Raw genomic sequence first — 23400 nt, 5'->3', positions numbered from 1 at the left:
GAGATCCATGCTTAACTTCAAGACACTGACGACCGGTCTGGCGCTTGCCGCCACGCTAGTTGTCGCCGCCGAGGCACGCGACCTGCGCCTTGCTCCGGCCGCTCCGCCGGCGCACCCGGCGAACGGGGTGATGTACACCAACTTCGCCAAGTACCTGCCCGAAGAAAGCGATGGCCGCCTGACCGGCACCATCATCGGCCCCGAGGTTGTAAGCCTTGGCCAGATGAAGGACGCGCTACAAAGCCAGATCGCCGAGGTCGGCAACCTGCTGCCGCTGTACTTCCCCGCCGACTTCCCGAACATGGCGCTGACCGGCGAGCTGTCGCTGATGGGCACCAACAGTCAGGCCACCGCCGCTGCGGTGACCGAGTACATGGTGTTCTGCGAAGAATGCCAGAAAGAGATGCGCGACTTCGGCATCGTGTTCCTCGGCTCGGGCGCGTCGGACCTGTACGAGATCCTGTCGACCAAGCCGGTGAAAACCGCCGAAGACCTGCAGGGCCTGCGCTTGCGGTCGGGCGGTGCGCCGTGGGGCCGCTTTGCCGAACACTTCGGCGCCGTGCCCGCCCAGATGTCGGTGTTCGACCAGTTCGAAGCCGTCAGCCAAGGCGTCATCGACGGCACGATGGCCTCGATCGCGGACCTGATCTCGTTCCGGATGGTCGAGGTGATCGATTACGTCACCTACGTGCCGATGGGCATGTACCAGTCGACGTCGAACTTCGCGACCTCGACCATGACGTGGGATGATCTGTCGCCCGAGGATCGCGCCGCGATGGTCCGCGCCGCGAACCGCGCCAACACCGACTTCACGCACCGCTGGGCCGCCACCATGCCCGCCGAGGCCGAGGAAGCCGCCAAGGAGGCCGGTATCGAGTTCGTCGAGCCCGATCCGTCGCTGGTCGAGGCGATCCAAGAGTTCATCGCGACCGAGCCCGTCACGGCGGCAGAGCTTGCCAGCTCGAACTTCGGCATCGAGGACGGTGAAGAGCGCATCGCGCAGTTCCTTGAACTTGTCGACAAGTGGACCGCGGTGGCCGAAGAGGTCGACAACGATCCGGTGGCGATGGCCGAGAGGATCCAGGCCGAGGTCTGGGACAAGGTCGACTACGCCACTTACGGCACCGCCATGTAAGGCGCATCGTCCGGGCGCCCTTCCGCGCCCGGACAGCCGTCCGGATTCCGTCACCCGAGACCAGCCATGCAAGCCATTCTAAGACTGCGCGACATCGCCCTTTCCGGCCTTGCCCTGATCGGCGCCGTGGCGGTGATCGCCCTGATGCTGCACGTCGTCGCCGATGTCGCGATGCGCAACCTCACCAACACGCCGATCCCGGCGACGTTCGAGATCGTGACCCACTATTACATGGTCGCCTTGGCGTTCATCCCGCTGGCGTGGGTCGAACGCTCGGGCGGGATGGTGCAGGTCGAGATCATGGAAGGACTGATGAGCCCGGGCATGACCAAAGTGTCCGACTGGCTTGTGGCGCTGTTGTCCACGCTGATCTACGCCGCGCTGTTCTGGGTCACGCTGCAGACCGCGCTGAAGAACTTCGACACGGGCACCTTCGTGATGTCGCAGTCCACCCGGCTGGTGACATGGCCCGGCTATTTCATCCTGCCCGCGGGCTTCGGCATCGCGGCGCTGGTGACGGGGCTGCGCCTGATCGCCCCTGACACCGCGAAACCGGAGGCCGCGAAATGAGCGTCGAAACCGGTTTCCTTGGCGTTGGCATCCTGTTCCTGCTGCTGGCCCTGCGGGTGCCCGTGGCGCTGGCGCTGGTCGCGGTGTCCTTCGGCGGCACCGCCAAGATGCTGGGCCTAGCCCCCGCCATCGGCATCCTGTCGAACACGCCGCACAGCTTCGTTGCGAACTGGACCCTCTCGGCGGTGCCGATGTTCCTGCTGATGGGCTTCGTGTCCTATCACGCGGGTCTGACCGCTGGCCTGTTCGAGGCCGCGAAAGCCGTGCTGCGGAAGATCCCCGGCGCGCTGGCGATCTCTTCAATTTTCGCCTGTTCCGGCTTTGCCGCCGTGTGCGGCTCGTCGCTGGCGACCGCCGCCGCGATGGGCCGTATCGCGATCCCCGAAATGGTGAAGTCCGGCTATTCGCCCAGCTTCGCGTCCGGCGCCATCGCGGCGGGCGGCACCATCGGCGCGCTGATCCCGCCGTCGATCCTGATGATCGTCTACGGCGTGTTCGCAGAGACCTCGGTCACCAAGGTCTTCGTCGGCGGCGTGACCATCGGGCTGCTGACCGCCGTGTCCTATTCCATCGTTGTCCTGCTGACCTGCTGGCGCCGCCCCGACATCGCGCCGCCGCGCCCGCTGGACGTGGGCGACGTCGACACGCTGAAGGCGGTGCTGAACATCTGGCCGGTGCTGCTGTTGATGGTGGTGGTGTTCGGTGGCCTGTTCTCGGGCATCTTCACCGCGACCGAGGCCGGGGCCGTCGGCGCGCTGGGGTCGATCGTGATCTCGTTCGCCACGCGGCGGCTGACCTTCGGGATCTTCCGCCAGTCGATGATCGAGACGCTGATGACCGCCGCGTCTTTGTTCATCATCGGCGTCGGTGCCGCGATGTTCACCCGCTTCCTCGGGCTGTCGGGGCTGACCAGCTTCATCTCGTCCGCCGTCAGCGGGTCCGAGATGTCGTATTTCCACCTGATGCTGATCGTCGTGGTCCTGTACCTTGTGCTTGGCATGTTCATGGAACCGTTCGGTGCGCTGCTGGTCACGCTGCCGGTGCTGCTGCCGATTTTCCGCGCCGAAGGGATCGACCTGATCTGGTTCGGCGTGCTGGTGGTCAAGCTGCTGGAGATCGGGATGATCACGCCGCCCGTCGGCCTGAACGTCTTCGTCATCCGCAACGTCGCCAGCGAATACGTATCCGTCCTTCAGATCTTCAAGGGGGTCATCCCCTTCCTCATCGCCGACATCGTGGTGGTCGCGATCTGCATCGCGTTCCCCGCTCTCATTCTTTTCCTGCCGGGATTCCTATGACCTACGCCGACAATGCCGCCGCCATGCTTTCCGCCTTGGCGGTCACCCCCGACTGGCCCCGCGTGGCCGGAGACGTGATCGACACCGAGACGCTGGACGCGATCCTGACCGAGGCCGCGAAGCTGGCCGAAGGGCAGGTGGCGCCGCTGAACCCGATCTCGGACCGGATCGGCGCCACCTTTGCGGATGGCAAGGTGTCGGTGCCGCCCGCTTATCTGCCGGTCTACGACGCGCTGGCGGAAGGCGGCTGGCTGGGCTTGGAACACGACGAGGCGCTGGGCGGCATGGGGATGCCGCTGTCGGTGTTCACCGCCGTGAACCCGCTGTTTGAGCGGGCGTGCCCGTCGTTCATGATGTCGGCGGGCGGGTCGCGCGCGGCGGCTCTTTTGCTGTCGGCATGGGCGGACGACGACCTGAAATCCGACTGGGTCCCGGCGCTGGTCGCCGGTGAACGCTGTGCGACGATCTGTATCTCGGAACCCGAGGCCGGGTCCGACGTCGGCCGCATCCGGACGAAGGCGGTGCAGGACGGTGACGGCTGGCGCGTATCGGGCCAGAAGATCTGGATCTCGTTCGGCGACCACGACATCCGCGACCGCATCGGCCACTGTATGCTGGCCCGCACCGGCGACACGCCCGGCACCCGTGGCCTGTCGCTGTTCTTCGTGGAACGCGGCCCCGGCGTGACCTGCGAGCGGATCGAGGAAAAGCTGGGCCTGCACGGCTCTCCCACCTGTGCGTTGCAGTTCACCGACGCCCCCGCGCGTCTGGTGGGGCAGGAAGGGCGCGGGCTGGCGCAGCTGTTCACCATGATCCGGCACATGCGTCTGACGGTTGCGACGCAGGGGCTGGGCATGTCGCTGGCCGCCTACGATGTGGCGGTCGAACACGCCGAACAGCGTCGGCAGGGCGGCAAGCCCACCGAACCGGCGGTTCCGATCATTTCGCACCCCGACGTGCAGCGGCAGCTAATGGCGATGAAATCGCGGATCGACATCTTCCGGCTTGCGCTGCTGGAGGCGTCGGTGACGGCGGACCTGTCGGACGAGGACGCCGACATGGGCCGTCTAAACGCGTGGCTTCTGCCGCTGATCAAGAACTTCGGCGGCGAGATGGCCTTCGACACCGCCCACGCCGCGATCCAGGTGCTGGGCGGGGCCGGTTTCACCAAGGACTATTCGCCCGAGCAGTACATGCGCGACGCGCGGGTTTTCACCATCTACGAGGGCACCACCGGGATGCAGGCGCAGGACTTCCTGCTGCGGCAGTCGCTGGCCGACGAAGGCGCCGCCGTGGCGCTGTTCCTTGACCGGGCGCGGCAGGAATGCGCGGGGGATGACGCCCGGCTGGCGGTGCTTGACCGGTTCGACGCGCTTGCGACCTCGGTCGCGGGCGACACCGACCGCACGCATCAGTTCGAGATCGCCGACGCCTTCCTGCGCGCGGGCTGGGTCGCGGTGCAGACGTGGCTGTCGAAACGGATCGAGGACACGCCCGAAGCTGCGTTCTTCATGAAGACCGCAGCGGCGCAAATGGAACTGCACATCGCGGCGGCGGGCTAGTCCCCGCCGTCCCGCCACCGCATCCGCCGCCGTCGCGTCACCGCGCATCCCCGCGCCGGTTGGCCGACACCGCGAACACGGCGACCAGCACCACCATCCCCGCGACGCTGATCGGCGTCGTCAGGTTCAGCGGCAGCCAGCCGGGCAGCGCGGCGGCGACCCGGTTCGAATACAGGATGCCGAAGCCAAGGATGATCAGCGCCGCGCGGGCCGGGGGCAGGGCGCCGACAAGGCCGGGCACAAGGAACAGCGGCACAAGGTAGTGGTGCGCCCACGCCAGCGGCCCGCACAGCGTCACCAGCGTTGCCCAAGCCGCCAGCCGGTGCCGCAGCCGCGCGGCCGGTGTCGCGTTCCGCGTTGCGGCCCAGATCGCCGCGCCGCCCGCGCCAAGGACGGCCAGCACCGTCCAAGACAGCCAGCCGGGCTTTTCCAGCAACAGCGCGCCTTCGGTCGAGGCGGGCAGGCGGCGTCCGGCCAGAAGCTCGGTCACCTGAAACAGGGCGGCCCGCAGCGACAGGTTGAGGTCCCAGATCACCAACTGCTCGCTCAGCAGACCCAGTTGGTGCAGGAACGCGCGGTGAAGATCGGGGCCCGCCAGAAAAAGGCTCAGCAGTGCAAGCGCCGCCATCGTCGCCAAGGCAACGGCGGCGGCGCGGAACCGGCGTTCCACCAGAAACACCGCCAGCAATAGCACCGGCGACAGCTTCATCGCCGCCGCGACGCCCAGCGCCAGTCCGGCCGCCGTGTCCCGCCCGGAACATAACCGTTCGAACGCCAGCAGCGTCAGGACGGCCACGGTGATCTGCGGCTGGTTCTGGAACAGCGCGTGCTCGGGGATCACCGAGGTCGCCAACAGCGCCGCCGAGATCATCGCGAATGCCGGGAAGGACAGCGCGGGCCGCATGATGCGAAAGGCCAGAACGGGCGCAAGCACCAGCGCCGCAAGGTGCCACACCAGGATGCCGTTGAAGACCGCCTGCGCGGGCAGCGCCGCCAAGGGCGACATCAGAACGGCCCATAGCGGCGGATAGACATACGGGAACGTCTGGGCGTCCGGGTGGCCCGCTGCCGCCGCCGCGTCTTGCCAGCTTTGCGGCGTATCCTGTCCGAAGAACCGTTCCGGCGATGCGTAGATCTCGGCCGACAGACCTTCGGCGTGGAAATGACCCGCGAAATACAGCGCCGACAGGTCCGACGGCCAATGGCCCCACCACTTCAGCGCGGCCCACACGGCCCACAGCACAAGGATCGAAAGGCCGGCGGCAAGACGGGTGTTGAAGGGTCTGGGCAAGGGCGGGCCTGTTTTCCGCGCAGTCTAGCCTCTGTCGCGGGCCGGGCAAGCGTGGTCTCGCCCCCGGCCCGAGGATCGCGCGCCACCGTTGCATGCGGCGCGCGGCGCTTTACTCCGCCGCGGGCGCGGTTTCCTCGTCCACCTCGACGACCTGCAACGCGACCTCGCCGATCACCGTGTCGCGCAAGGCATCCTTGTGCTTCAGCACGCCGTCGACGACGTAAAGCTTTTCGATGTCGTACAGGTCCGGGCCATAGCCGGGGCCCGCCACGCGGATCATCGACTTGCCCGCGACCGCCGGATTGCCCTTGAGATTGTAGTACTCGGTCCCTTCGGGGATGACCTTGAACATGGTGGGGTCCGAGTTCGCGGCGAGGTTTGTGACGATGTACAGAATCTCGTCATAGTCGGTGATCCGTTCCTTGCGGAAGTGGCACACGCCTTCGAAGCCCCCCAGCGCCACGGCGGTCGCGCCAGCGATGCTAAGCGTCACGGGCGCGGTGACCACGGTCGCGGCGGTTCCCAGCGCGCCCGAGGCGGCGGTCCCCAGCGACGTGCCCGCCGCGGTGGCGGTGCCCATGCCGGAGGACAGCATGCTGATCCCGCTGACCGGGTTGTTCAGCGTGTAGGCGCCGATGGCTTTCACGCTGTTGGTGACGCCGGTCGCCACATCGCTTGCGGTATTCTTGGCGGCGGCCCCGGCCTTGCCGGCCATGATCGAGGGGCGGAAATCGCAGACATCGGCTGCGGCGGAAGTGGCGGCGAGTACGAAGGCCGCCGTGAGAATCGGTTTCATTCTTGGCTCCTGCTCGGGTGTTTTTCCAAACCATAGCAGGCGCCGGGGAAGGCGTGCAGGGGCAGGGCTTCACATCGGCGTAGGGGCGCCGGTGGATGGCGGTGGGGGTGGATTTTGGTGCGCCTGAATGCGCACCCTACGTCGCGGCGGGATTGCACCCGTAGGGTGCGCATTCATGCGCACCGCCATTCACGACCCCTTAACCATGCCGCCGCAGACTGCGGAGCATGCCCAACTATCACCGCCCGCGCATTCCGGGCGCCACGGTTTTCTTCACGGTCAATCTCGCGGACCGCTGCGCTCCGGTGCTGGTGAGGGAGATCGAGGCGCTGCGCCGCGCGGTGCGGACGACGCGGTCCGAGCGGCCATTCACGATCGATGCCTGGGTCGTGCTGCCGGATCACATGCACTGCGTCTGGACCCTGCCGGACGGGGATGCGGACTATGCGACACGGTGGAGCGTGATCAAGGCGCGGTTTTCGCGCGCGGTCCCGCCGGGCCACCGCCGGCCAGCCACCGGGCGCGGCGGGAGCGCGGTGTGTGGCAGCGCCGGTTCTGGGAACACCACATCCGTGACGACGCGGACTTCGCGGCGCACGTGCGGTATTGCTGGATCAACCCGGTGAAACACGGACTGGTCGCGCGGCCGACGGACTGGCCGCACTCGTCGATCCACCGTGATCTACGGGAGGGCCGGGTGGATGCAGAGTATGCGTCGGGTTTGGATGGGGTGGTGCGTCACATAGGGTGCGGATGAGTGAGGTGCGCATAAGGTGCGCATGAATGCGCACCCTACGGCCGCTCGATTGGTTAGTGGGGTATTTGACGGACGTTGCGGTGCATCCGCGTCGCCGCCCGAGTTGCGTGCCCAACGCAACCGTATGGTGCGCATTCATGCGCACCGAGGTTTTCGCTAAAGGTGCGCGTGAACGCGCACCCTACGATGGCTTGATTGGTTGGCGGGATGTTTGACGGACGTTGCGGTGCATCCGCGTCGCCGCCCGAGGTGCGTGCCCAACGCAACCGTATGGTGCGCATTCATGCGCACCGGGGGTTTCGCGAAAGATGCGCATGAACGCGCACCATACATTGGCCCGTTTGGTTGGCGTGGTATTTGCCGGACGTTGCGGTGCATCCGGGTCGCCGCCCGACGTGCGTGCCCAACGCGACCGTATGGTGCGCCTTCACATTAGGTGCGCGTGAACGCGCACCCTACCCATCCATCTTCAGGGCGTTGATGAAGGCTTCCTGCGGGATGTCGACTTTCCCGAACTGGCGCATCTTCTTCTTGCCGGCCTTCTGCTTTTCCAGAAGCTTCTTCTTCCGGGTGGCGTCGCCGCCATAGCACTTGGCCGTCACGTCCTTGCGCAGGGCCGCCAGCGTTTCGCGAGCGATGACCTTGCCGCCGATCGCCGCCTGGATCGGGATCTTGAACATGTGGCGGGGGATCAGTTCCTTCAGCTTCTCGACCATCGCCCGGCCACGCATCTCGGCGCGGTCGCGGTGAACCATGATCGACAGCGCGTCCACCGGTTCGTCGTTCACGAGGATCGACATCTTCACAAGGTTGTCCTGCCGGTAGCCCGTCATCTGGTAGTCGAAGGACGCGTAGCCCTTCGTCACCGACTTCAAACGGTCGTAGAAGTCGAACACCACCTCGTTCAGCGGCAGATCGTAGACCACCATCGCGCGGGTGCCGGCGTAGGTCAGGTCTTCCTGAATGCCACGGCGGTCCTGGCATAGCTTCAAGACATCGCCAAGGTATTCGTCCGGCACAAGGATCGTCGCCTTGATGCGCGGTTCCTCGATGTGGCCGATCTTGGTGACATCCGGCATGTCGGCGGGGTTGTGCAGATCGATCTGCTCTCCGTCCTTCATGTGGATGTGGTAGATCACCGACGGCGCCGTGGTGATCAGGTCGATGTCGTACTCGCGTTCCAGCCGGTCGCGGACCACCTCTAGGTGCAAAAGGCCAAGGAACCCGCAGCGGAAGCCGAACCCAAGCGCGGCCGAGGTTTCCATCTCGTACGAGAAACTGGCGTCATTCAGGGCCAGCTTTTCGATTGCGACGCGCAGGTCCTCGAAATCGGCGGCGTCCACCGGGAACAGGCCGCAGAACACCACCGGCACGGACGGCTTGAAGCCCGGAAGCGGCTTGTCGGTGCCCTTCTTTTCCAGCGTGATGGTGTCGCCGACCTTCGTATCGCGCACCTGCTTGATCGAGCCGGTCCAGATGCCGATCTCGCCCGGGCCCAGTTCCTTGATGTCGACCATCGCGGGCTTCAGCACCGCCAGCTTGTCGACACCATAGACGGCGCCGGTCTGCATCATCTTGATGCGGTCGCCCTTGCGGATCACGCCGTCCATGACGCGGATCAGCACGACGACGCCAAGGTAGGGGTCGTACCACGAATCCACCAGCATCGCCTTCAGCGGCGCATCGCGGTCGCCGGTCGGGGCGGGCAGGCGGTTGACGATGGCTTCCAGCACGTCGGGAATGCCGACGCCGGTCTTGGCGCTGATCTCGACCGCCTCGGAGGCGTCGATGCCGATCACGTCTTCGATCTGTTCCTTGACGCGGTCGGGTTCCGACGCGGGCAGGTCGATCTTGTTCAGCACCGGCACGATCTCGTGGTCGGCGTCGATCGCCTGATAGACGTTCGCCAGCGTCTGCGCCTCGACGCCCTGCGTCGCGTCGACCACCAGCAGCGACCCTTCGACCGCGCGCATCGAACGGCTGACTTCATAGGCGAAGTCGACGTGCCCGGGGGTGTCGATCAGGTTCAGGATATAGGTCTGGCCGTCCTTCGCCGGATACTCGATCCGCACGGTGTTGGCCTTGATGGTGATGCCGCGCTCGCGCTCGATGTCCATCGCGTCAAGCAGCTGGTCCTTCATGTCACGCTCGGACACGGTACCGGTCAGCTGGATCAGCCGGTCTGCAAGCGTGGATTTCCCGTGGTCGATGTGGGCGACGATGGAGAAATTGCGGATATGTGCGAGGTCGGTCATTGCGGTGATATGCGGGGGAACGACGTCGCCGTCAATGGGGCGCGATGGCCTTGCGTCATTGGATGTCCGGGCTAGGTTCATGAACGGGAGAACTGTCATGAACATGGGCGTCTGGATCGCCATAGGAATAGCAATCGGCACCGGGATCGGTGTCGCGATGGGAAGTGTCGGAACTGGTATCGCGCTGGGCGCGGGGACCGGTGCGGCGATCGGAGCTGCGGCGAAGGACTTTCGCGACGAGGACTGACGCCGCAGGCGGCACGGCGCCTTTCGGGCGCGCGTCCGCCCTGGTCGCGGACCTTAAAATGCGCGCCGCCCGGCGACGCGCAGCCTTTCGCAGGCTGGCTGGGTGGTCGTCAGTCGGCTTCCAGCATCGCGTCGATGGCGCCGGTGATCCTGTTCGACAGCGGTCCGGTCATCGAGCCATAGGTCGCGGCCACCTCGCCGTCCGGGGCGATCAGCACCTTGTTGAAGTTCCACGACGGGGCAAAGCCGTGCGTCTCTGCCAGCCAGCGATAGAACGGGTGCGCCTCGTCGCCGCGCACCGACGTGATGGTGGTCATCGGCAGGGTCAGGTCGAACGTCATCGCGCAGAAATCCCGAACCTCGTCATCGGTCGCAAGCTCTTGCTTGAAATCGTCGGACGGCACCGCAAGTATGATCACGCCTGCCGCTTCGTAACGTTCGTGCAGGTCCTGCAGCCCTTCGTATTGCGGGGTGAAGCCACACAGGGACGCGGTATTGACGACCAGAACCGGGTGTCCGGCCCAATCGGCGCTGTCGTAGGTTCCGCCGTCGATACTGTCGAACGAAAAGCTGCCACCGGCCGAAACGGGCGCGGCGGTTAGGGCGGCGGTGCTCGAAACGAGAACGGCTGCAAGGACGTGGCGCATGGGGGACCCTCCTGTGTCATCGCTTTTATGTACGTAGCGCATCGCGGTAGAGTTCAAATTTAGTTGAAGGTCGTGAAACATGGCTGGCGGATGGTCGCGCGACGGCGCGGTGAACGAACAGATCGAGGCGTCGATCTCGGAAGAGCTTGAACGGATGCGCGCGCGCCGTGCGCCGGTCGGAGAGTCTTTGACCGAATGCGCCGAATGCGGCGAGGACATCCCCGAAAAGCGCCGTCTGGCATTGCCGGGTGTAAAACTGTGCATCGACTGCCAGCAAGAGCGGGACGGCGCGTTTCACTCTCGGCCGGGGATCAACCGGCGCGGATCGAAGGACAGCCAGCTGAAGTGAAACGGGCCGGTCGCGCGGCGGCTGACTGGCGCACTGGACGAACCGAGGAAAGGCCGAAGGGACAGGAGGAATGCGACCCAGACCCTACCTTCGGACCCGGCTGACCTGCTGCTGGCTTGTGGTGGCGGCATTCGCATCCTCCACCGCCACCACGGCAGAGGAACTGGGCCGGATCACCGGCTTTCTCGATGGCGAGCCGACAGCGTGGCACACGATCACCATGCAGCAGGGCGGGCGCACGGTGGCGACGGCCAGTGTCGTTCAAGGCGTGCGCCTGACCGAGCTGTATGTTCAGGGCCACCCCGAGGCACGGTTCGGCACCGCCGGTCTGCTTAGCCTCGAAGCCCGTTACACCGGGACCTACGCCCCCGGCGCCACGCCGCTGTCCGTCGACGTGCTGTTCATGCCCGACGGCATGGGCGGCCCGTTCTGGACGTCGCGCGGGGCGGCGCGTGCGCCCGTGCTGGACATCGTGTCGCTGGAGATATGGGGCAACTTCGGACGGCTCGAAGCGGTGTTCGACGCCCAGCTGTGCCTGCGCCCGATCATTTCGGCCGCAACGGATCCGGACACCTGCCGGAAGGTGACCGGCGTGATCGAGACCGAGCTTTCCGCCGAATAGCAGCTGCAGAGCGATTTTCCAGATTGCGCGAACGGGCGCTTGGGTGAAATCATTCCCTGTGCACTGCATTGAAAGCACCGCCCATGACCGATGTCGTCGAGATGCCGGACCTGTCCGTCCCACGGCTGAACGAATGCCCCGACTGGCTGTATCTGCTGCGCGAATTCGACCTGCTTTACCGGCAGGGGACGGCGGGCGGCAGCAAGCTGATCGCCAGCCACCGCCTCCGGGTGCGCAAGGCGCGGATGGAACAGGGCATCTGACACGCGTGTCGCGGGTGGCGGCGTAAGGGCCCGCGACGCGGCGGTTGCCCACCGGCTGTCGCTTGCGGCATAAGACGCTCGGACACATTGGAAAAAGAGATCATGAACGGAAACGATTTTTACGAGGCCGTCGGTGGGGCCGAATCCCTGCCTGTCATTCTTCTGGCCCTGTTCATCATTCTGTGCGTCTGGCTTGGCGTGCGCATCGTGCCGCAGTCGGAAAAGCACGTCGTCGAGCGGTTCGGACGGCTGCGCTCGGTTCTGGGGCCGGGGATCAATTTCGTGATCCCGTTCCTTGATAAGGTGGCGCATAGGGTGTCGATCCTCGAACGCCAGCTTCCCACCGCCAGCCAGGATGCGATCACCGCCGATAACGTGTTGGTCGAGGTGGAAACCAGCGTGTTCTACCGCATCCTCGAACCGGAAAAGACCGTCTACCGCATCCGCGACGTGGACGCGGCCATCGCAACCACAGTGGCGGGGATCGTCCGGGCCGAGATCGGCAAGATGGAGCTCGACGAGGTCCAGTCGAACCGCTCCGCCCTGATCGCAACGATCAAGGCCAGCGTCGAGGACGCAGTCGACAACTGGGGGATCGAGGTGACGCGGGCCGAGATCCTTGACGTGAACCTCGACCAAGCGACGCGCGACGCCATGCTTCAGCAGCTGAACGCCGAACGCGAGCGCCGGGCGCAGGTGACCCGCGCCGAGGGGGCGAAGCGGGCTGTCGAACTGAACGCCGACGCCGAGCTTTATGCCGCGCAGAAGGCCGCCGACGCCCGCCGCGTCCAGGCCGAGGCGGAAGCCTACGCCACCCAGGTCGTGGCCCAGGCCATCGCCGCCCACGGGATCGAGGCGGCGCAATACCAGGTCGCCCTGAAACAGGTCGAGGCGCTTAGCGAACTCGGGCAAGGCGACGGCAAGCAGACGATCGTCCTGCCGGCGCAGGCGGTCGAGGCCTTCGCCGATGCGTTCAATCTGCTGAAGGGGCGCGGCTGATGTGGACCGCTTGGTGGCTATGGATGGCCGGCGCGCTGGTGCTGGCGATCCTCGAGGTGCTCGCGCCGGGCTTCCTGTTCCTCGGCTTCGCCATCGGGGCAGCGGCGATCGGTGCCATGCTGTTCACCGGCGGCCCTGCGGCGGCTTTCCTTACGGGGTCGCTGCCGTGGACGCTGGTGATCTTCGCGGTGCTGTCGGTGATCGCATGGGTGGTGCTGCGCCGCGTGGTCGGGGTCCGCAAGGGTCAGGTCAAGGTTATCGACCGCGACGTGAACGACGATTAAGACCGCCCCTGCGCCGGGCGGGTGATCGCGCCGGCCTGCCGTCGTCGTGTCAGTCCAGCGCCAGCCGCATGATGTGCTGCGGGCCGTATCCTCCGCCAAGATACAAAGCGCCCGTGTCCACGAACCCGCCCTTCTCGTAGACCCGCCGCGCACCGGGATTCTTCACGTTCACCGTCAGATAACACGCCGCCCGGCCGGGGTAGGCGGCGGCAAGGTAGCTCGCCAGCAACCGGCAGGCCGCGGTGGCGTGTCCCTTGCCCTGCGCAGCGTGGTCGATCGAGAACATCCGCAGCCCGAGCGCGTCGTTCGGGGCGAAGTCATACGCGGTGCCGTAGTCGGGCTGGATCGCGAAGAACCCGACGGGCTGCCCGTCAGCCAAGATGACGTGCCCCTCGCGCCCCGCCACGCCAGCCACCTGCGACGGCAGGTCGGCGAACATCGATTGTTCCGGCGGCAGCGTGAAATGCGCCAGCCGCCCGACCTCTGCGTCGGGCAGCCGTTCGATGCGGACGGCCAAAAACGTGCCCCGCTTATTCGAGGGCTTCGAGCTCGTCGATCATGCCAGAGATCATCGACAGCCCCTTGTCCCAGAACTTCGGGTCCGAGGCATCCAGCCCGAACGGCGCCAGAAGCTCCTTGTGGTGCTTAGACCCGCCCGCTTTCAGCATGTCGAAATACTTCTGCTGGAAGCCTTCGTCGCCCTCTTCGTACACCGCGTACAGCGCGTTCACCAACCCGTCGCCGAAGGCATAGGCATAAACGTAGAAGGGCGAGTGCACGAAGTGCGGGATATAGGCCCAGAACGTCTCATAGCCGTCCATGTACTCGAACGCCGGCCCAAGCGACTCCGCCTGCACCGACATCCACAGCGCGTTGATGTCGTCGGGCGTCAGTTCGCCGTGACGGCGCGCCTCGTGCAGCTTGCACTCGAAGTCATAGAACGCGATCTGCCGCACGACGGTGTTGATCATGTCCTCGACCTTGCCCGCCAGCAGCACCTTCTTCTCGGTGTCCGACTTGGCGTTGTCCAGCAGCTTGCGGAAGGTCAGCATCTCGCCGAACACCGACGCGGTCTCGGCCAGCGTCAGCGGCGTCGACGACAGCAGTTCGCCCTGACCGGCGGCCAGAACCTGGTGGACGCCGTGGCCCAGTTCGTGCGCCAGCGTCATCACGTCACGCGGTTTGCCCAGATAGTTCAGCATCACGTAGGGGTGCACGTCGGTGACGGTCGGATGCGCGAAGGCGCCGGGCGCCTTGCCGGGCTTCACGCCCGCGTCGATCCAGCCCTTGCCGAAGAACGGCTCGGCGATCTCGGCCATGTGCGGGTCGAACCCGGCATAGGCCTCCATCACCAGATCCTTCGCTTCGTCCCAGCCCACGGTGCGCTGCACTTCCATCGGCAGCGGCGCGTTGCGGTCCCAGACCTGCATCGTGTCCAGCCCAAGCCACTTGCGCTTCAGCTCGTAATAGCGGTGCGACAGCTTCGGATAGGCCGCGACCACCGCGTTGCGCAGCGCCTCGACGACCTCGGGTTCCACGTCGTTGGCAAGGTGGCGACCGTATTGCGGCGTCGGCATATGGCGCCAGCGGTCCTCGATTTCCTTCTCCTTCGCCAGCGTGTTGTGCACGCGGGCGAACAGCGGAAGGTGCTTGCCGAACACATGTGCCAGCTCGCGCGCGGCGGCTTCGCGCTTGGCGCGGTCGGGCTCGGACAGGAAGTTCAGCGTGCCTTCGATCCCGTATTCCTCGCCGTCGACCTCGAACACCAGACCGGCGATGGTTTCGTCGAACAGCTTGTTCCACGCGGTCGCGCCCACGACGGAACTGTCATGCAGGAACTTCTCCAGCTCGTCCGACAGCTGGTGCGGCCGCATCTTGCGCAGCCGGTCGAAGATCGGCTTGTACCGCGCCAGCTCGGCGTTCTCGGCGAACAGCGCGTCCAGCTTTTCGTCCGGCACGCGGTTCAGCTCCAGCGAGAAGAATACCAGCGGCGTGGAATAGTTGGTGATCCGGTCCTGGCAGTCCGACATGAACTTGGCGCGCTCGGCGTCGGTGGTCTGCTGGTAATACCGCAGACCCGCGTAGGACATGATGCGGCCTGTGACCATGTCGATCTTCTCGTTGCGCAGAACGCAGTCCAGCATCCCTTTCGCATCCAGATCGGCCAGCTTGCCCTCGTAATCCGCGGCGAACGAGGCGCAGGCCTCTTCCAGCCAGTCAAGATCGCGTTTCAGCTCGGGCGCGTCCGGCGAGGCGTAAAGGTCGGTCAGATCCCATTCGGGAAGGTCTCCGAGATCCTTTCCGCCGGCGCTGGCGTTGGCGTCGTGAAGCGGGCGGGGCAGCGGTTTCATGGGAACTCCTTCGGACATGGTACGTCAGCACATATGCAGGCCCGGCCCGGGGATTCAAGCCGCGCGGCACGTCGCCCGCGCGCCGGGACCTCCCGGCGCGGTGCGCTGACGCACGCTCGGGCACACCGCGCCCTGGCTTCTTCTCTTTCAAAGTACCTCGGGGGAGTCGCGCCGTGCGCGACGGGGGCAGCGCCCCCCATGCCGCGGTCGTCCCTCATGCCGCGTCCATGTCGCTGAGGTCCCGGCCGGAGAAGGGGCGGACACCCATAAAACCTCGACAAATGGGTTTCCACGCTAGGTCGGGTGCGATAAGAACCCCCGTCCTTACACACTAGGAGTGAAAAATGGGCTACAAGGTCGTCGTCGCGGGCGCCACGGGCAATGTGGGCCGCGAAATGCTGAACATCCTGGCCGAGCGCCAGTTCCCTGTCGACGAGATCGCCGCACTGGCGAGCCGCAAGTCGCTGGGAACAGAGGTTTCGTTCGGTGACAAGACCCTGAAAACCCAGGATCTCGCCACGTTCGATTTCACCGGCTGGGACATCGCGCTGTTCGCCATCGGGTCGGACGCGACGAAGGAATACGCCCCCAAGGCCGCCAAGGCCGGCTGTGTCGTCATCGATAACTCGTCGCTGTACCGCTACGACCCGGACGTCCCGCTGATCGTTCCGGAATGCAACGCCGACGCGATCCACGGGTATTCCAAGAAGAACATCATCGCGAACCCGAACTGCTCGACCGCGCAGATGGTCGTGGCGCTGAAGCCGCTGCATGACCGTGCGAAGATCAAGCGCGTCGTGGTGTCGACCTACCAGTCGGTTTCCGGCTCGGGCAAGGAAGGCATCGACGAGCTCTGGGATCAGACCAAGGGCATGTATGTGCCCGGCCAAGAGGTCGCGCCGTCCAAGTTCCAGAAGCAGATCGCCTTCAACGTGATCCCGCATATCGACGTGTTCATGGAAGACGGGTCGACCAAGGAAGAATGGAAGATGGTCGTCGAGACCAAGAAGATCATCGACCCCTCGATCAAGGTGTCGGCCACCTGCGTGCGGGTTCCGGTCTTCGTCGGTCACGCCGAGTCGGTGAACATCGAGTTCGAGGAACCGCTGGACGAGGACGAGGCCCGCGAGATCCTGCGCACCGCGCCGGGCTGCCTTGTCGTCGACAAGCGCGAAGACGGTGGTTACGTCACCCCCATTGAATGCGTCGGCGACTTCGCGACCTTCATCAGCCGCATCCGGACGGACTCGACCATCGACAACGGTCTGAACATCTGGGTCGTCTCGGACAACCTGCGCAAGGGCGCCGCCCTGAACGCGGTGCAGATCGCCGAGGTGCTGGGCAACAAGGTGCTGCAGAAGGCCGACGCCTGATCGCGGCCGCAGTCGATACTATTGCGAAAGGGCGGCCGCGTGCCGCCCTTCTTCGTTTCATCTATCGGGAAAGGTTGGGCTCATGACGATCACCCAGCAGGACGAACTGGACGGGCTGAAGGTCATCGGCCGGATCGTGGCGAACACCATGAAGGCGATGGGCGCGGCGCTGGTGCCGGGCATGACCACCCGCGAGCTGGACGACATCGGCCGCGCGATGCTGGACCGCGAAGGCGCCACGTCCGCCCCGGAAACCACCTATGACTTTCCCGGCGCCACCTGCATCAGCGTCAACGAGGAAATCGCCCACGGCATCCCCGGCGACCGGGTGATCGCGGAGGGCGACCTTGTGAACATCGATGTCTCGGCGTCCAAAGACGGCTACTACGCCGACACCGGCGCGACCTTCCGCGTGGGGCCGGTCCCCGCCGTGTTGGACCTTCTGTGCCGCGACGGGCAGCGCGCCATGCAGGTGGGCATCGCTCAGGTCGGCGCGGGCAGGCCGCTGTCGGGGATCGGCACCGCGATCGGACAGTTCGCGGCAGCGCGGGGCTATACGCTGATCCGCAACCTTGCCAGCCACGGCGTGGGCCGGTCGCTGCACGAATACCCCGAGGAAATCCCGACATGGCCCAGCCGCGACCGGCGCCGGATCGGCAAGGGGCTGGTGCTGACGGTCGAACCCTTCCTGTCCACCGGCGGGCACTGGGCTTCGCAGGGCGATGACGGCTGGACGCTGTACAGCGAACCGCCGGCGCCCGCGGTTCAGTACGAACATACGATCGTGGCCACGGATCGCGGCGCGATCATCGTGACCCAGCCGGGCTGACCGCCGGGGTCAGCCGACCAGCCGCGCCTTCGCGGCCCGTCGCACCGACCGCGTCAGCGGCTCCAGCGCCGCCGCGACATGGCGGCTGACCTGCCAGTACAGCGGCGTGTCGTGCGGCAGGTCCGGGATCAGCGGCACCAGCCGCCCCTGTGCGATGTGGTCTGCCGCCAGCGGTTCCGGGTTCATCCCCCACGCCAGCCCCGCCAGCGCGAGATCGACGAAGGCGTGGGTCGATGGCGCCATGTGCGGCCGCAGCGGCACCTCTGCACCGATGGCCTGCCGGACCCAGTCGTGTTGCAGCCGGTCCTTCGCGTCGAAGGCCATCACGGGGGCGGCGGCAAGCGTGTCCGCCGTGACGTCGCCCGCGAACCACCGGGCGTGGAAGGCGGGGGAGCAGGTCGCGATATAGCGCAGGGCGCCAAGGGGATGGGAATTGCAGCCCTGCACCGGGCCGGGCTGTGCGGTGACCGCCGCCGCCACCGCGCCGCGCCGCAGCCAGTCGTGCGAATGCGCCTGATCGTCGATCACAAGGTCATAGACGAAGCCTTCGGCCCCGGCGAGGGCGGCGGGAAACCACGTCGCGAGTGAATCCGCATTGACCGCCAGCCGCAGCGGCGCCGGGGCCAGCGCGGCCAGATCCTCGCCCAGCGTGCGTTCCAACAGCCCGACGGTTTCCGCGTGGCGCTGCAGGCGGTCGCCGGTTTCGGTCGGCGTGCAGGGCGCGCCCCGCAGGACCAGCACCGCGCCCATCCGTTCCTCCAGCGCACGGATGCGCTGCGACACGGCCGATGGCGTGACGCCAAGCTGCGCGGCTGCCGCGTCGAAGCTGCCGGTGCGCAGCACCGCCGACAGCGCGGCGAGGGCGGGGTAATCGAGTTGCGGCATTAGCCAGCCTTAATCAGCATCAGTCAAATGAGTTTGAATGATGCGATGGCGCGGGGCAAGCCGTGCGGCATGGACCACGCCACCTACATCGCCGCCGCCGCCACCGGGTTTGCCACCGGGTTTACCCTGATCCTTGCCATCGGGGCGCAGAACGCCTTCGTCCTGCGGCAGGGCCTCCGGGGCGAGCATGTGCTGGCCGTCTGCCTTGCCTGCGCGCTAAGCGACGCCGCGCTGATCACCCTTGGCGTCGCCGGGTTCGCCGCCGTGCAGGCCGTGCTGCCGGGGATCGAGCCGATCATGCGCTGGGCCGGGGCGGCGTTCCTGCTGGTCTATGGCGCGCTGTCTTTCCGCCGTGCGCTGGGCCCCGCCGAGGCGCTGTCGCCCGCGTCGCAGGGTGGCGGGTCGTTGCGGGCGGCCTTGCTGACCTGCCTCGCGCTGACGTGGCTGAACCCGCATGTCTATCTCGACACCGTCGTCCTGCTTGGGTCGATCTCGGCGGGGTGGGGCGCGGGGCGGCTGGCGTTCGGTCTGGGGGCGGTCGCCGCCTCGTTCACCTTCTTTTTCGCGCTGGGGTACGGCGCGCGCCTGCTGGCGCCGGTTTTCGCCCGTCCGGCCAGTTGGCGGGTACTGGACGCGGTGGTTGGCGTGACCATGTGGGCCATCGCGGCGAAGCTGCTGCTGGGCTGATCGCGCGATGTCGGCCCTTGTCGCGGCGCGCCCGGTGCGGGATAGAGCAAGGGCATGACCGAAGCCGCTTCCCCTCCGAACCGTCCGCTTGCCGGTGTCCTCTGGATGTTGGTCACCGGGGTGCAGTTCGTGGCCGTCACCGCGCTGGTCAAACAGTTCGGTCAGGGCCTTCCGGCGGCAGAGGCCGCGTTCCTACGCTATTCCCTTGGGCTGATCTTCTTCCTTCCGATGCTGCGCGCGGTGTTCGCCGTGGCCCGCGACCGCCCGCTGCTGCGCCTGTTCGGGCTGCGGGGGTTTGTGCACGGGTTGGGCGTGATCCTGTGGTTCTACGCGATGACCCGTATCTCGATCGCCGAGGTCACGGCGCTGAATTACCTGTCGCCGATCTACGTCACCATCGGCGCGGCGCTGTTTCTGGGCGAGAAGCTGGCCTTCCGCCGGATCAGCGCCGTCGTCGTTGCGCTGCTGGGGGCGCTGGTCGTCCTGCGCCCCGGCGTGCGCGAGCTGTCTCCGGGGCATATCGCGATGCTGGGGACGGGTCTGCTGTTCGCCTGTTCCTATCTGGTCGCCAAGACGCTGTCCGGCCGCGCCGCGCCCGGTGTCGTCGTCGCGTGGATGTCGATCTTCGTCACCGCCACGCTGCTGCCCTTCGCGCTGGCCGATTGGGTCTGGCCGACATGGACCCAGCTGGGCGGGATGTTCCTGACCGCCGTTTTCGCCACCGGCGGCCACCTGACGATGACGCTGGCGTTCCGCGCCGCACCGATGGCGGTGACCCAGCCGGTCACCTTCCTACAGCTGATCTGGGCCGTGATCCTTGGCGCGCTGGTGTTCAGCGAACCCCCGGACGGCTGGGTGATCCTTGGCGGCACAATCGTGCTGGGCGCGGTCAGCTTCATCACGTGGCGCGAGGCGGTGCTGAAACGGCGCGAAATCACCCCGGTGTCGGTGGCGACAAAGGTCTGACGACCATCGCGGCGCGCGCGGGACTGGCACCCCGCCCGGTGCCGGCCTATCTATTCCGGGGACGGGCAAGGAGCATCGCTTGGGACTGGGAGACATCGCCGACGGGCTAAGCCGCGGCGTCGAAAGCATCGGCAGCACCGTAAGCGGCGCCTTCTTCGAGCCGGTGATCCGGCTGGGCGTCACCGGGCTAAGCCGCGCGGGCAAGACCGTGTTCATCACCTCGTTGGTCGCGAACCTGCTGGACCGGGCGCGGATGCCGCAGCTGGCCGCCGCCGCCGAGGGGCGCATCCTGACCGCCTATCTGCAACCGCAGCCCGACGACACGGTGCCCCGTTTCGACTTCGAAACGCATCTGGCCGCGTTGACCGCGCCGCAGCCGCGCTGGCCGGAAAGCACCCGCGCCGTCAGCCAGCTGCGTTTGTCCCTGCGCGTGCGCCCCGCCGGGCTGCTGGCCGGGATACAGGGGCCGCGGACGGTGCATCTGGACATCGTGGACTATCCCGGCGAGTGGCTTCTGGACCTTGAACTGCTGGACCTGTCCTATGCGGACTGGGCGGCGAAAGCGTTGCAGCGGGCCGAGGGCCGGTCGCAGGCCGCCGCCTATATGGCGCTGGCGCGCGAGGTCGATGGCGACGCCAAATTCGAGGAACCGCAGGCGCGGACGCTGGCGGACGCCTATGCTGCCTATCTGCAGACCGCGCGCGAGGATGGCTATTCCGACTGCACCCCGGGCCGTTTCCTGCTGCCGGGCGAGATGGCGGGCAGCCCGGCGCTGACCTTCGCGCCGATCCCGAAGCCGCAGGGCCGCAAGCGCGGCAGCCTGTGGCGCGAGATGGAGCGCCGCTATGACGCCTATACCGCGCGGATCGTGAAACCGTTCTTCCGCGACCACTTTTCCCGGATCGACCGCCAGATCGTGCTGGTCGACGCGCTGGGCGCGATCCACGCCGGTCCGGCGGCGCTGGACGACCTGCGCCGCGCGATGACCGATATCCTGTCGGCCTTCCGGCCGGGACGGAACGCGTGGCTGTCGCGGCTGCTGCTGGGCAAGCGGGTCGAGAAGATCCTGTTCGCGGCCACCAAGGCCGACCACCTGCACCACCTGCAGCACCCCCGCCTGACCCACATCATGGAGGCGCTGGTGCGCGACGCGAAGGACCGCGCCGATTTCGCCGGGGCGCAGACCGAAAGCATGGCGATCGCGGCCCTGCGCGCCACGGTGGAGGAAACGCTTAACCACGGCGGCCGGTCGCTGGACTGCGTGCGGGGCACGCTGCTGGACGGGCGGCAGGCGGCGTTCTATCCGGGCGACCTGCCCGAGGATCCGCAGCGCCTGCTGGGCCCCGCCCGCGAGGGGGCCGAGACATGGCTGGACGAGGATTATGCCATCATGAACTTCTCGCCCGCCGCGCTTCGGCTGAAGCCGGGCGAGGGGCCGCCGCACATCCGGCTGGACCGGGCGGCGCAGTTCCTGTTCGGGGACCGCCTGTGACCCCCGCTTTGCGGATCGGGCCCGCCCGTCCGCGGGACGCGGCGCGGCTGGGCCGTATCCTTGGCGACTGGGTGCGCGAAACGCCGTGGATGCCCCGGCTGCATTCCCGTGTCGAGGACCGCGAGCACCTTGCGAACCTGATCGGCCGGTTCGAGGTTCTGGTGGCCCGCACATGGCGCGGCCCGCGCGGGTTCCTCGTGCGCGACGGCGAGAAGGTGCATGCCTTCCACGTCATGACCGCCGCCCGCGGCAAAGGGGTGGGGCGCAGCCTGATGGACACGGCCAAGACCCGTTCGTCCCGGCTTGAGCTTTGGTGCTTTCAGCAGAACACCCGTGCCCTTGCGTTCTACGCCCGCGAAGGCTTTGCCGAGGCCGAGCGCACCGACGGCGCCGGCAATGACGAGAAACTGCCGGATGTTCGGCTGGTGTGGTCCCGAGAGGAGACAGCCCGATGAGCGACCCGAACGGCCCCGTGCTGATCGAGATGGACACGCCCGCGCCGTCGCCCGCCGATGCGCCGCCGGTGCAGGATGCGGGCGATCTGCCCAACGCGGCCGCGATGCAGAAGGTCGCGGCGCTGGCGGCGCGCCGCCCGTCGCGGCTGGCGCGCTGGTTCTGGCGCATCCTGACGGCGCTGATCGGCTTCGTCATTTCGGTGGCCGCCTGGGATTTCGTGAACGGCCTGATCGACCGCAACCCGGTGCTGGGCCTGATCGCGATGGTGCTGATCGGACTGTTCGTGCTGGTGCTGCTGGCGATCGCGATCAAGGAATGGGCGGCCTATGCGCGCCTTGGGCGGCTGGACAGCCTGCACCGCGCGGCGGATGCGGCGCTGACGGGAGCGGACCTTGCGCAGGCGCGCAAGGTGACCGACCGGCTGGTGGCGCATTACGCGGCGCGGCCCGAACTGGACTGGGGCCGCACGCGGCTGGCCGAGCGGCGCGACGACATGTTCGACGCCGACGGGCTGTTGGGACTGGCCGAGGCGGAACTGATGCAGCCGTTGGACATGATGGCCCGGCGCGAGGTCGAGGCCGCGTCGCGGCAGGTGGCGACGGTGACGGCGGTGGTGCCGCTGGCGCTGGCCGACGTGGTCACCGCGCTGACCTCGAACCTGCGGATGATCCGCCGCATCGCCGAGATCTATGGCGGCCGGGCAGGGACGCTGGGCAGCTGGCGGCTGACCCGGTCGGTCCTGACGCACCTTGTGGCAACGGGCGCGGTGGCGGTCGGCGACGATCTGGTCGGATCGGTCGCCGGGGGCAGCGTTGTGGCCAAGGTCTCGCGCCGGTTCGGCGAGGGGATCGTCAACGGTGCGCTGACCGCCCGCGTCGGAATCGCCGCGATGGAGGTCTGCCGCCCGCTGCCGTTCCGCCGCCTGCGCAAGCCGTCGGTGACACGTTTGGTTCAGCGCGCGCTGACGGGTTTGTTCTCGGGTTTTGGAACGTCGGAAAAATCCGAGTGAAAACATTGGCTTCATATACCTGATTATTTCTATCAAGTATCTGAAATTATTGAAAAATCTGCTTGCGGACGGGCGCGGGGCGAATTAATTATTGGGGCAAGTCGCGGGGCCACGCCACGCAACACGGTTGCCAGCAAGGCAGCGCCATTAGCCAGCTTTCCGCCAGCCACCGCGCCCGACCCAGCCAGCTTCCGCCAGCTTCCGCCAGCTTCCGCCAGCTTCCGCCAGCTTCCGCCAGCTTCCGCCAGCTTCCGCCAGCTTCCGCCAGCTTCCGCCAG

The 23400-nt window shown here is 66.8% G+C and carries 24 protein-coding genes and 1 pseudogene; 18 read left to right on the top strand and 7 right to left on the bottom strand.

The window, feature by feature from the left end:
• Nucleotides 1–7 precede the first annotated feature (7 nt).
• From P1K30_RS19905 to P1K30_RS19890, 4 genes are all read left to right on the top strand, one after another.
• Nucleotides 8–1135: a C4-dicarboxylate TRAP transporter substrate-binding protein gene (locus tag P1K30_RS19905; RefSeq protein WP_275634533.1), complete on the top strand. Its 1128-nt coding sequence runs from the start codon at nt 8–10 to the stop codon at nt 1133–1135.
• A 66-nt stretch (nt 1136–1201) separates the two neighbouring features.
• Nucleotides 1202–1705, top strand: coding sequence for a TRAP transporter small permease (locus P1K30_RS19900; RefSeq protein ID WP_275634532.1), 504 nt, complete (start codon nt 1202–1204; stop codon nt 1703–1705).
• Nucleotides 1702–3003: a TRAP transporter large permease gene (locus P1K30_RS19895; protein ID WP_275634531.1), complete on the top strand. Its 1302-nt coding sequence runs from the start codon at nt 1702–1704 to the stop codon at nt 3001–3003. The genes P1K30_RS19900 and P1K30_RS19895 overlap by 4 nt, the downstream gene beginning before the upstream one ends.
• Entirely contained in the window at nt 3000–4565 is a 1566-nt protein-coding gene (locus P1K30_RS19890; protein ID WP_275634530.1) for an acyl-CoA dehydrogenase family protein, read from the top strand. The genes P1K30_RS19895 and P1K30_RS19890 overlap by 4 nt, the downstream gene beginning before the upstream one ends.
• A gap of 37 nt (nt 4566–4602) precedes the next feature.
• Here the strand turns inward: P1K30_RS19890 and P1K30_RS19885 are convergent, their stop codons facing one another.
• Both P1K30_RS19885 and P1K30_RS19880 read right to left on the bottom strand, forming a co-directional pair.
• Nucleotides 4603–5856 carry a glycosyltransferase family 87 protein gene (locus P1K30_RS19885; RefSeq protein WP_275634529.1) on the bottom strand — a complete coding sequence of 418 codons (1254 nt, stop codon included), beginning with the start codon at nt 5854–5856 and terminating at the stop codon, nt 4603–4605.
• Nucleotides 5857–5965: 109 nt separating this feature from the next.
• On the bottom strand, nt 5966–6652 hold the full coding sequence (locus tag P1K30_RS19880; RefSeq protein WP_275634528.1) for a hypothetical protein: 687 nt from the start codon (nt 6650–6652) through the stop codon (nt 5966–5968).
• A gap of 227 nt (nt 6653–6879) precedes the next feature.
• On the opposite strand from P1K30_RS19880, the pseudogene P1K30_RS19875 reads away from it, so the two are divergent.
• Nucleotides 6880–7409: pseudogene (locus tag P1K30_RS19875) on the top strand (REP-associated tyrosine transposase).
• Nucleotides 7410–7864: 455 nt separating this feature from the next.
• On the opposite strand, the gene lepA reads toward P1K30_RS19875, so the two are convergent.
• Nucleotides 7865–9664 carry a translation elongation factor 4 gene (gene lepA / locus P1K30_RS19870; RefSeq protein ID WP_275634527.1) on the bottom strand — a complete coding sequence of 600 codons (1800 nt, stop codon included), beginning with the start codon at nt 9662–9664 and terminating at the stop codon, nt 7865–7867.
• A 97-nt stretch (nt 9665–9761) separates the two neighbouring features.
• On the opposite strand from lepA, the gene P1K30_RS19865 reads away from it, so the two are divergent.
• Nucleotides 9762–9911: a hypothetical protein gene (locus tag P1K30_RS19865; protein WP_275634526.1), complete on the top strand. Its 150-nt coding sequence runs from the start codon at nt 9762–9764 to the stop codon at nt 9909–9911.
• Nucleotides 9912–10020: 109 nt separating this feature from the next.
• Here the strand turns inward: P1K30_RS19865 and P1K30_RS19860 are convergent, their stop codons facing one another.
• The gene (locus tag P1K30_RS19860) at nt 10021–10557 is read right to left on the bottom strand and encodes a glutathione peroxidase (protein ID WP_275634525.1); all 537 of its coding nucleotides are present in this window, start codon (nt 10555–10557) and stop codon (nt 10021–10023) included.
• Between the two features lie 79 nt (nt 10558–10636).
• Here P1K30_RS19860 and P1K30_RS19855 point away from each other — a divergent pair, with 79 nt between their 5' ends.
• The 5 genes from P1K30_RS19855 to P1K30_RS19835 all read left to right on the top strand — a co-directional run bounded on the left by P1K30_RS19855 (nt 10637) and on the right by P1K30_RS19835 (nt 13074).
• Complete coding sequence (locus tag P1K30_RS19855; RefSeq protein WP_275634524.1) at nt 10637–10906, top strand: DksA/TraR family C4-type zinc finger protein; 270 nt, start codon at nt 10637–10639, stop codon at nt 10904–10906.
• A 70-nt stretch (nt 10907–10976) separates the two neighbouring features.
• The gene (locus P1K30_RS19850; protein ID WP_275634523.1) at nt 10977–11528 is read left to right on the top strand and encodes a hypothetical protein; all 552 of its coding nucleotides are present in this window, start codon (nt 10977–10979) and stop codon (nt 11526–11528) included.
• Nucleotides 11529–11611: 83 nt separating this feature from the next.
• Nucleotides 11612–11791, top strand: coding sequence for a hypothetical protein (locus P1K30_RS19845; protein WP_275634522.1), 180 nt, complete (start codon nt 11612–11614; stop codon nt 11789–11791).
• Between the two features lie 102 nt (nt 11792–11893).
• Nucleotides 11894–12790: an SPFH domain-containing protein gene (locus P1K30_RS19840; RefSeq protein ID WP_275634521.1), complete on the top strand. Its 897-nt coding sequence runs from the start codon at nt 11894–11896 to the stop codon at nt 12788–12790.
• Nucleotides 12790–13074 carry an NfeD family protein gene (locus P1K30_RS19835; protein ID WP_275634520.1) on the top strand — a complete coding sequence of 95 codons (285 nt, stop codon included), beginning with the start codon at nt 12790–12792 and terminating at the stop codon, nt 13072–13074. The genes P1K30_RS19840 and P1K30_RS19835 overlap by 1 nt, the downstream gene beginning before the upstream one ends.
• 49 nt (nt 13075–13123) lie before the next feature.
• Here P1K30_RS19835 and P1K30_RS19830 read toward each other — a convergent pair whose 3' ends face one another.
• Entirely contained in the window at nt 13124–13591 is a 468-nt protein-coding gene (locus P1K30_RS19830; protein ID WP_275634519.1) for a GNAT family N-acetyltransferase, read from the bottom strand.
• A 13-nt stretch (nt 13592–13604) separates the two neighbouring features.
• Nucleotides 13605–15425 carry a M3 family oligoendopeptidase gene (locus P1K30_RS19825; protein ID WP_275634518.1) on the bottom strand — a complete coding sequence of 607 codons (1821 nt, stop codon included), beginning with the start codon at nt 15423–15425 and terminating at the stop codon, nt 13605–13607.
• 344 nt (nt 15426–15769) lie between these two features.
• On the opposite strand from P1K30_RS19825, the gene P1K30_RS19820 reads away from it, so the two are divergent.
• Nucleotides 15770–16798 (top strand): aspartate-semialdehyde dehydrogenase, encoded by a 1029-nt coding sequence (locus P1K30_RS19820; protein WP_275634517.1) that lies wholly within the window; start codon nt 15770–15772, stop codon nt 16796–16798.
• 82 nt (nt 16799–16880) lie between these two features.
• The gene (gene map / locus P1K30_RS19815) at nt 16881–17627 is read left to right on the top strand and encodes a type I methionyl aminopeptidase (RefSeq protein ID WP_275634516.1); all 747 of its coding nucleotides are present in this window, start codon (nt 16881–16883) and stop codon (nt 17625–17627) included.
• 9 nt (nt 17628–17636) lie between these two features.
• On the opposite strand, the gene P1K30_RS19810 is transcribed toward map, so the two are convergent.
• Nucleotides 17637–18512 carry a LysR family transcriptional regulator ArgP gene (locus P1K30_RS19810; protein WP_275634515.1) on the bottom strand — a complete coding sequence of 292 codons (876 nt, stop codon included), beginning with the start codon at nt 18510–18512 and terminating at the stop codon, nt 17637–17639.
• Nucleotides 18513–18599: 87 nt separating this feature from the next.
• Here P1K30_RS19810 and P1K30_RS19805 point away from each other — a divergent pair, with 87 nt between their 5' ends.
• From P1K30_RS19805 to P1K30_RS19785, 5 genes are all read left to right on the top strand, one after another.
• Nucleotides 18600–19199 (top strand): LysE/ArgO family amino acid transporter, encoded by a 600-nt coding sequence (locus tag P1K30_RS19805; RefSeq protein WP_379562049.1) that lies wholly within the window; start codon nt 18600–18602, stop codon nt 19197–19199.
• A gap of 54 nt (nt 19200–19253) precedes the next feature.
• Nucleotides 19254–20165, top strand: coding sequence for a DMT family transporter (locus P1K30_RS19800; protein WP_275634514.1), 912 nt, complete (start codon nt 19254–19256; stop codon nt 20163–20165).
• 79 nt (nt 20166–20244) lie between these two features.
• Entirely contained in the window at nt 20245–21657 is a 1413-nt protein-coding gene (locus P1K30_RS19795; RefSeq protein ID WP_275634513.1) for a YcjX family GTP-binding protein, read from the top strand.
• Nucleotides 21654–22112, top strand: coding sequence for a GNAT family N-acetyltransferase (locus P1K30_RS19790; RefSeq protein ID WP_275634512.1), 459 nt, complete (start codon nt 21654–21656; stop codon nt 22110–22112). The genes P1K30_RS19795 and P1K30_RS19790 overlap by 4 nt, the downstream gene beginning before the upstream one ends.
• On the top strand, nt 22109–23122 hold the full coding sequence (locus P1K30_RS19785) for a YcjF family protein (RefSeq protein WP_275634511.1): 1014 nt from the start codon (nt 22109–22111) through the stop codon (nt 23120–23122). The genes P1K30_RS19790 and P1K30_RS19785 overlap by 4 nt, the downstream gene beginning before the upstream one ends.
• Nucleotides 23123–23400 lie beyond the last annotated feature (278 nt).

Origin of the sequence: Psychromarinibacter halotolerans (assembly GCF_029168315.1) — a bacterium.
Lineage (GTDB): Bacteria > Pseudomonadota > Alphaproteobacteria > Rhodobacterales > Rhodobacteraceae > Psychromarinibacter > Psychromarinibacter halotolerans.
Note: the sequence above shows the minus strand (reverse complement) of the source record. Positions and strands in the feature narration are given on the sequence as shown.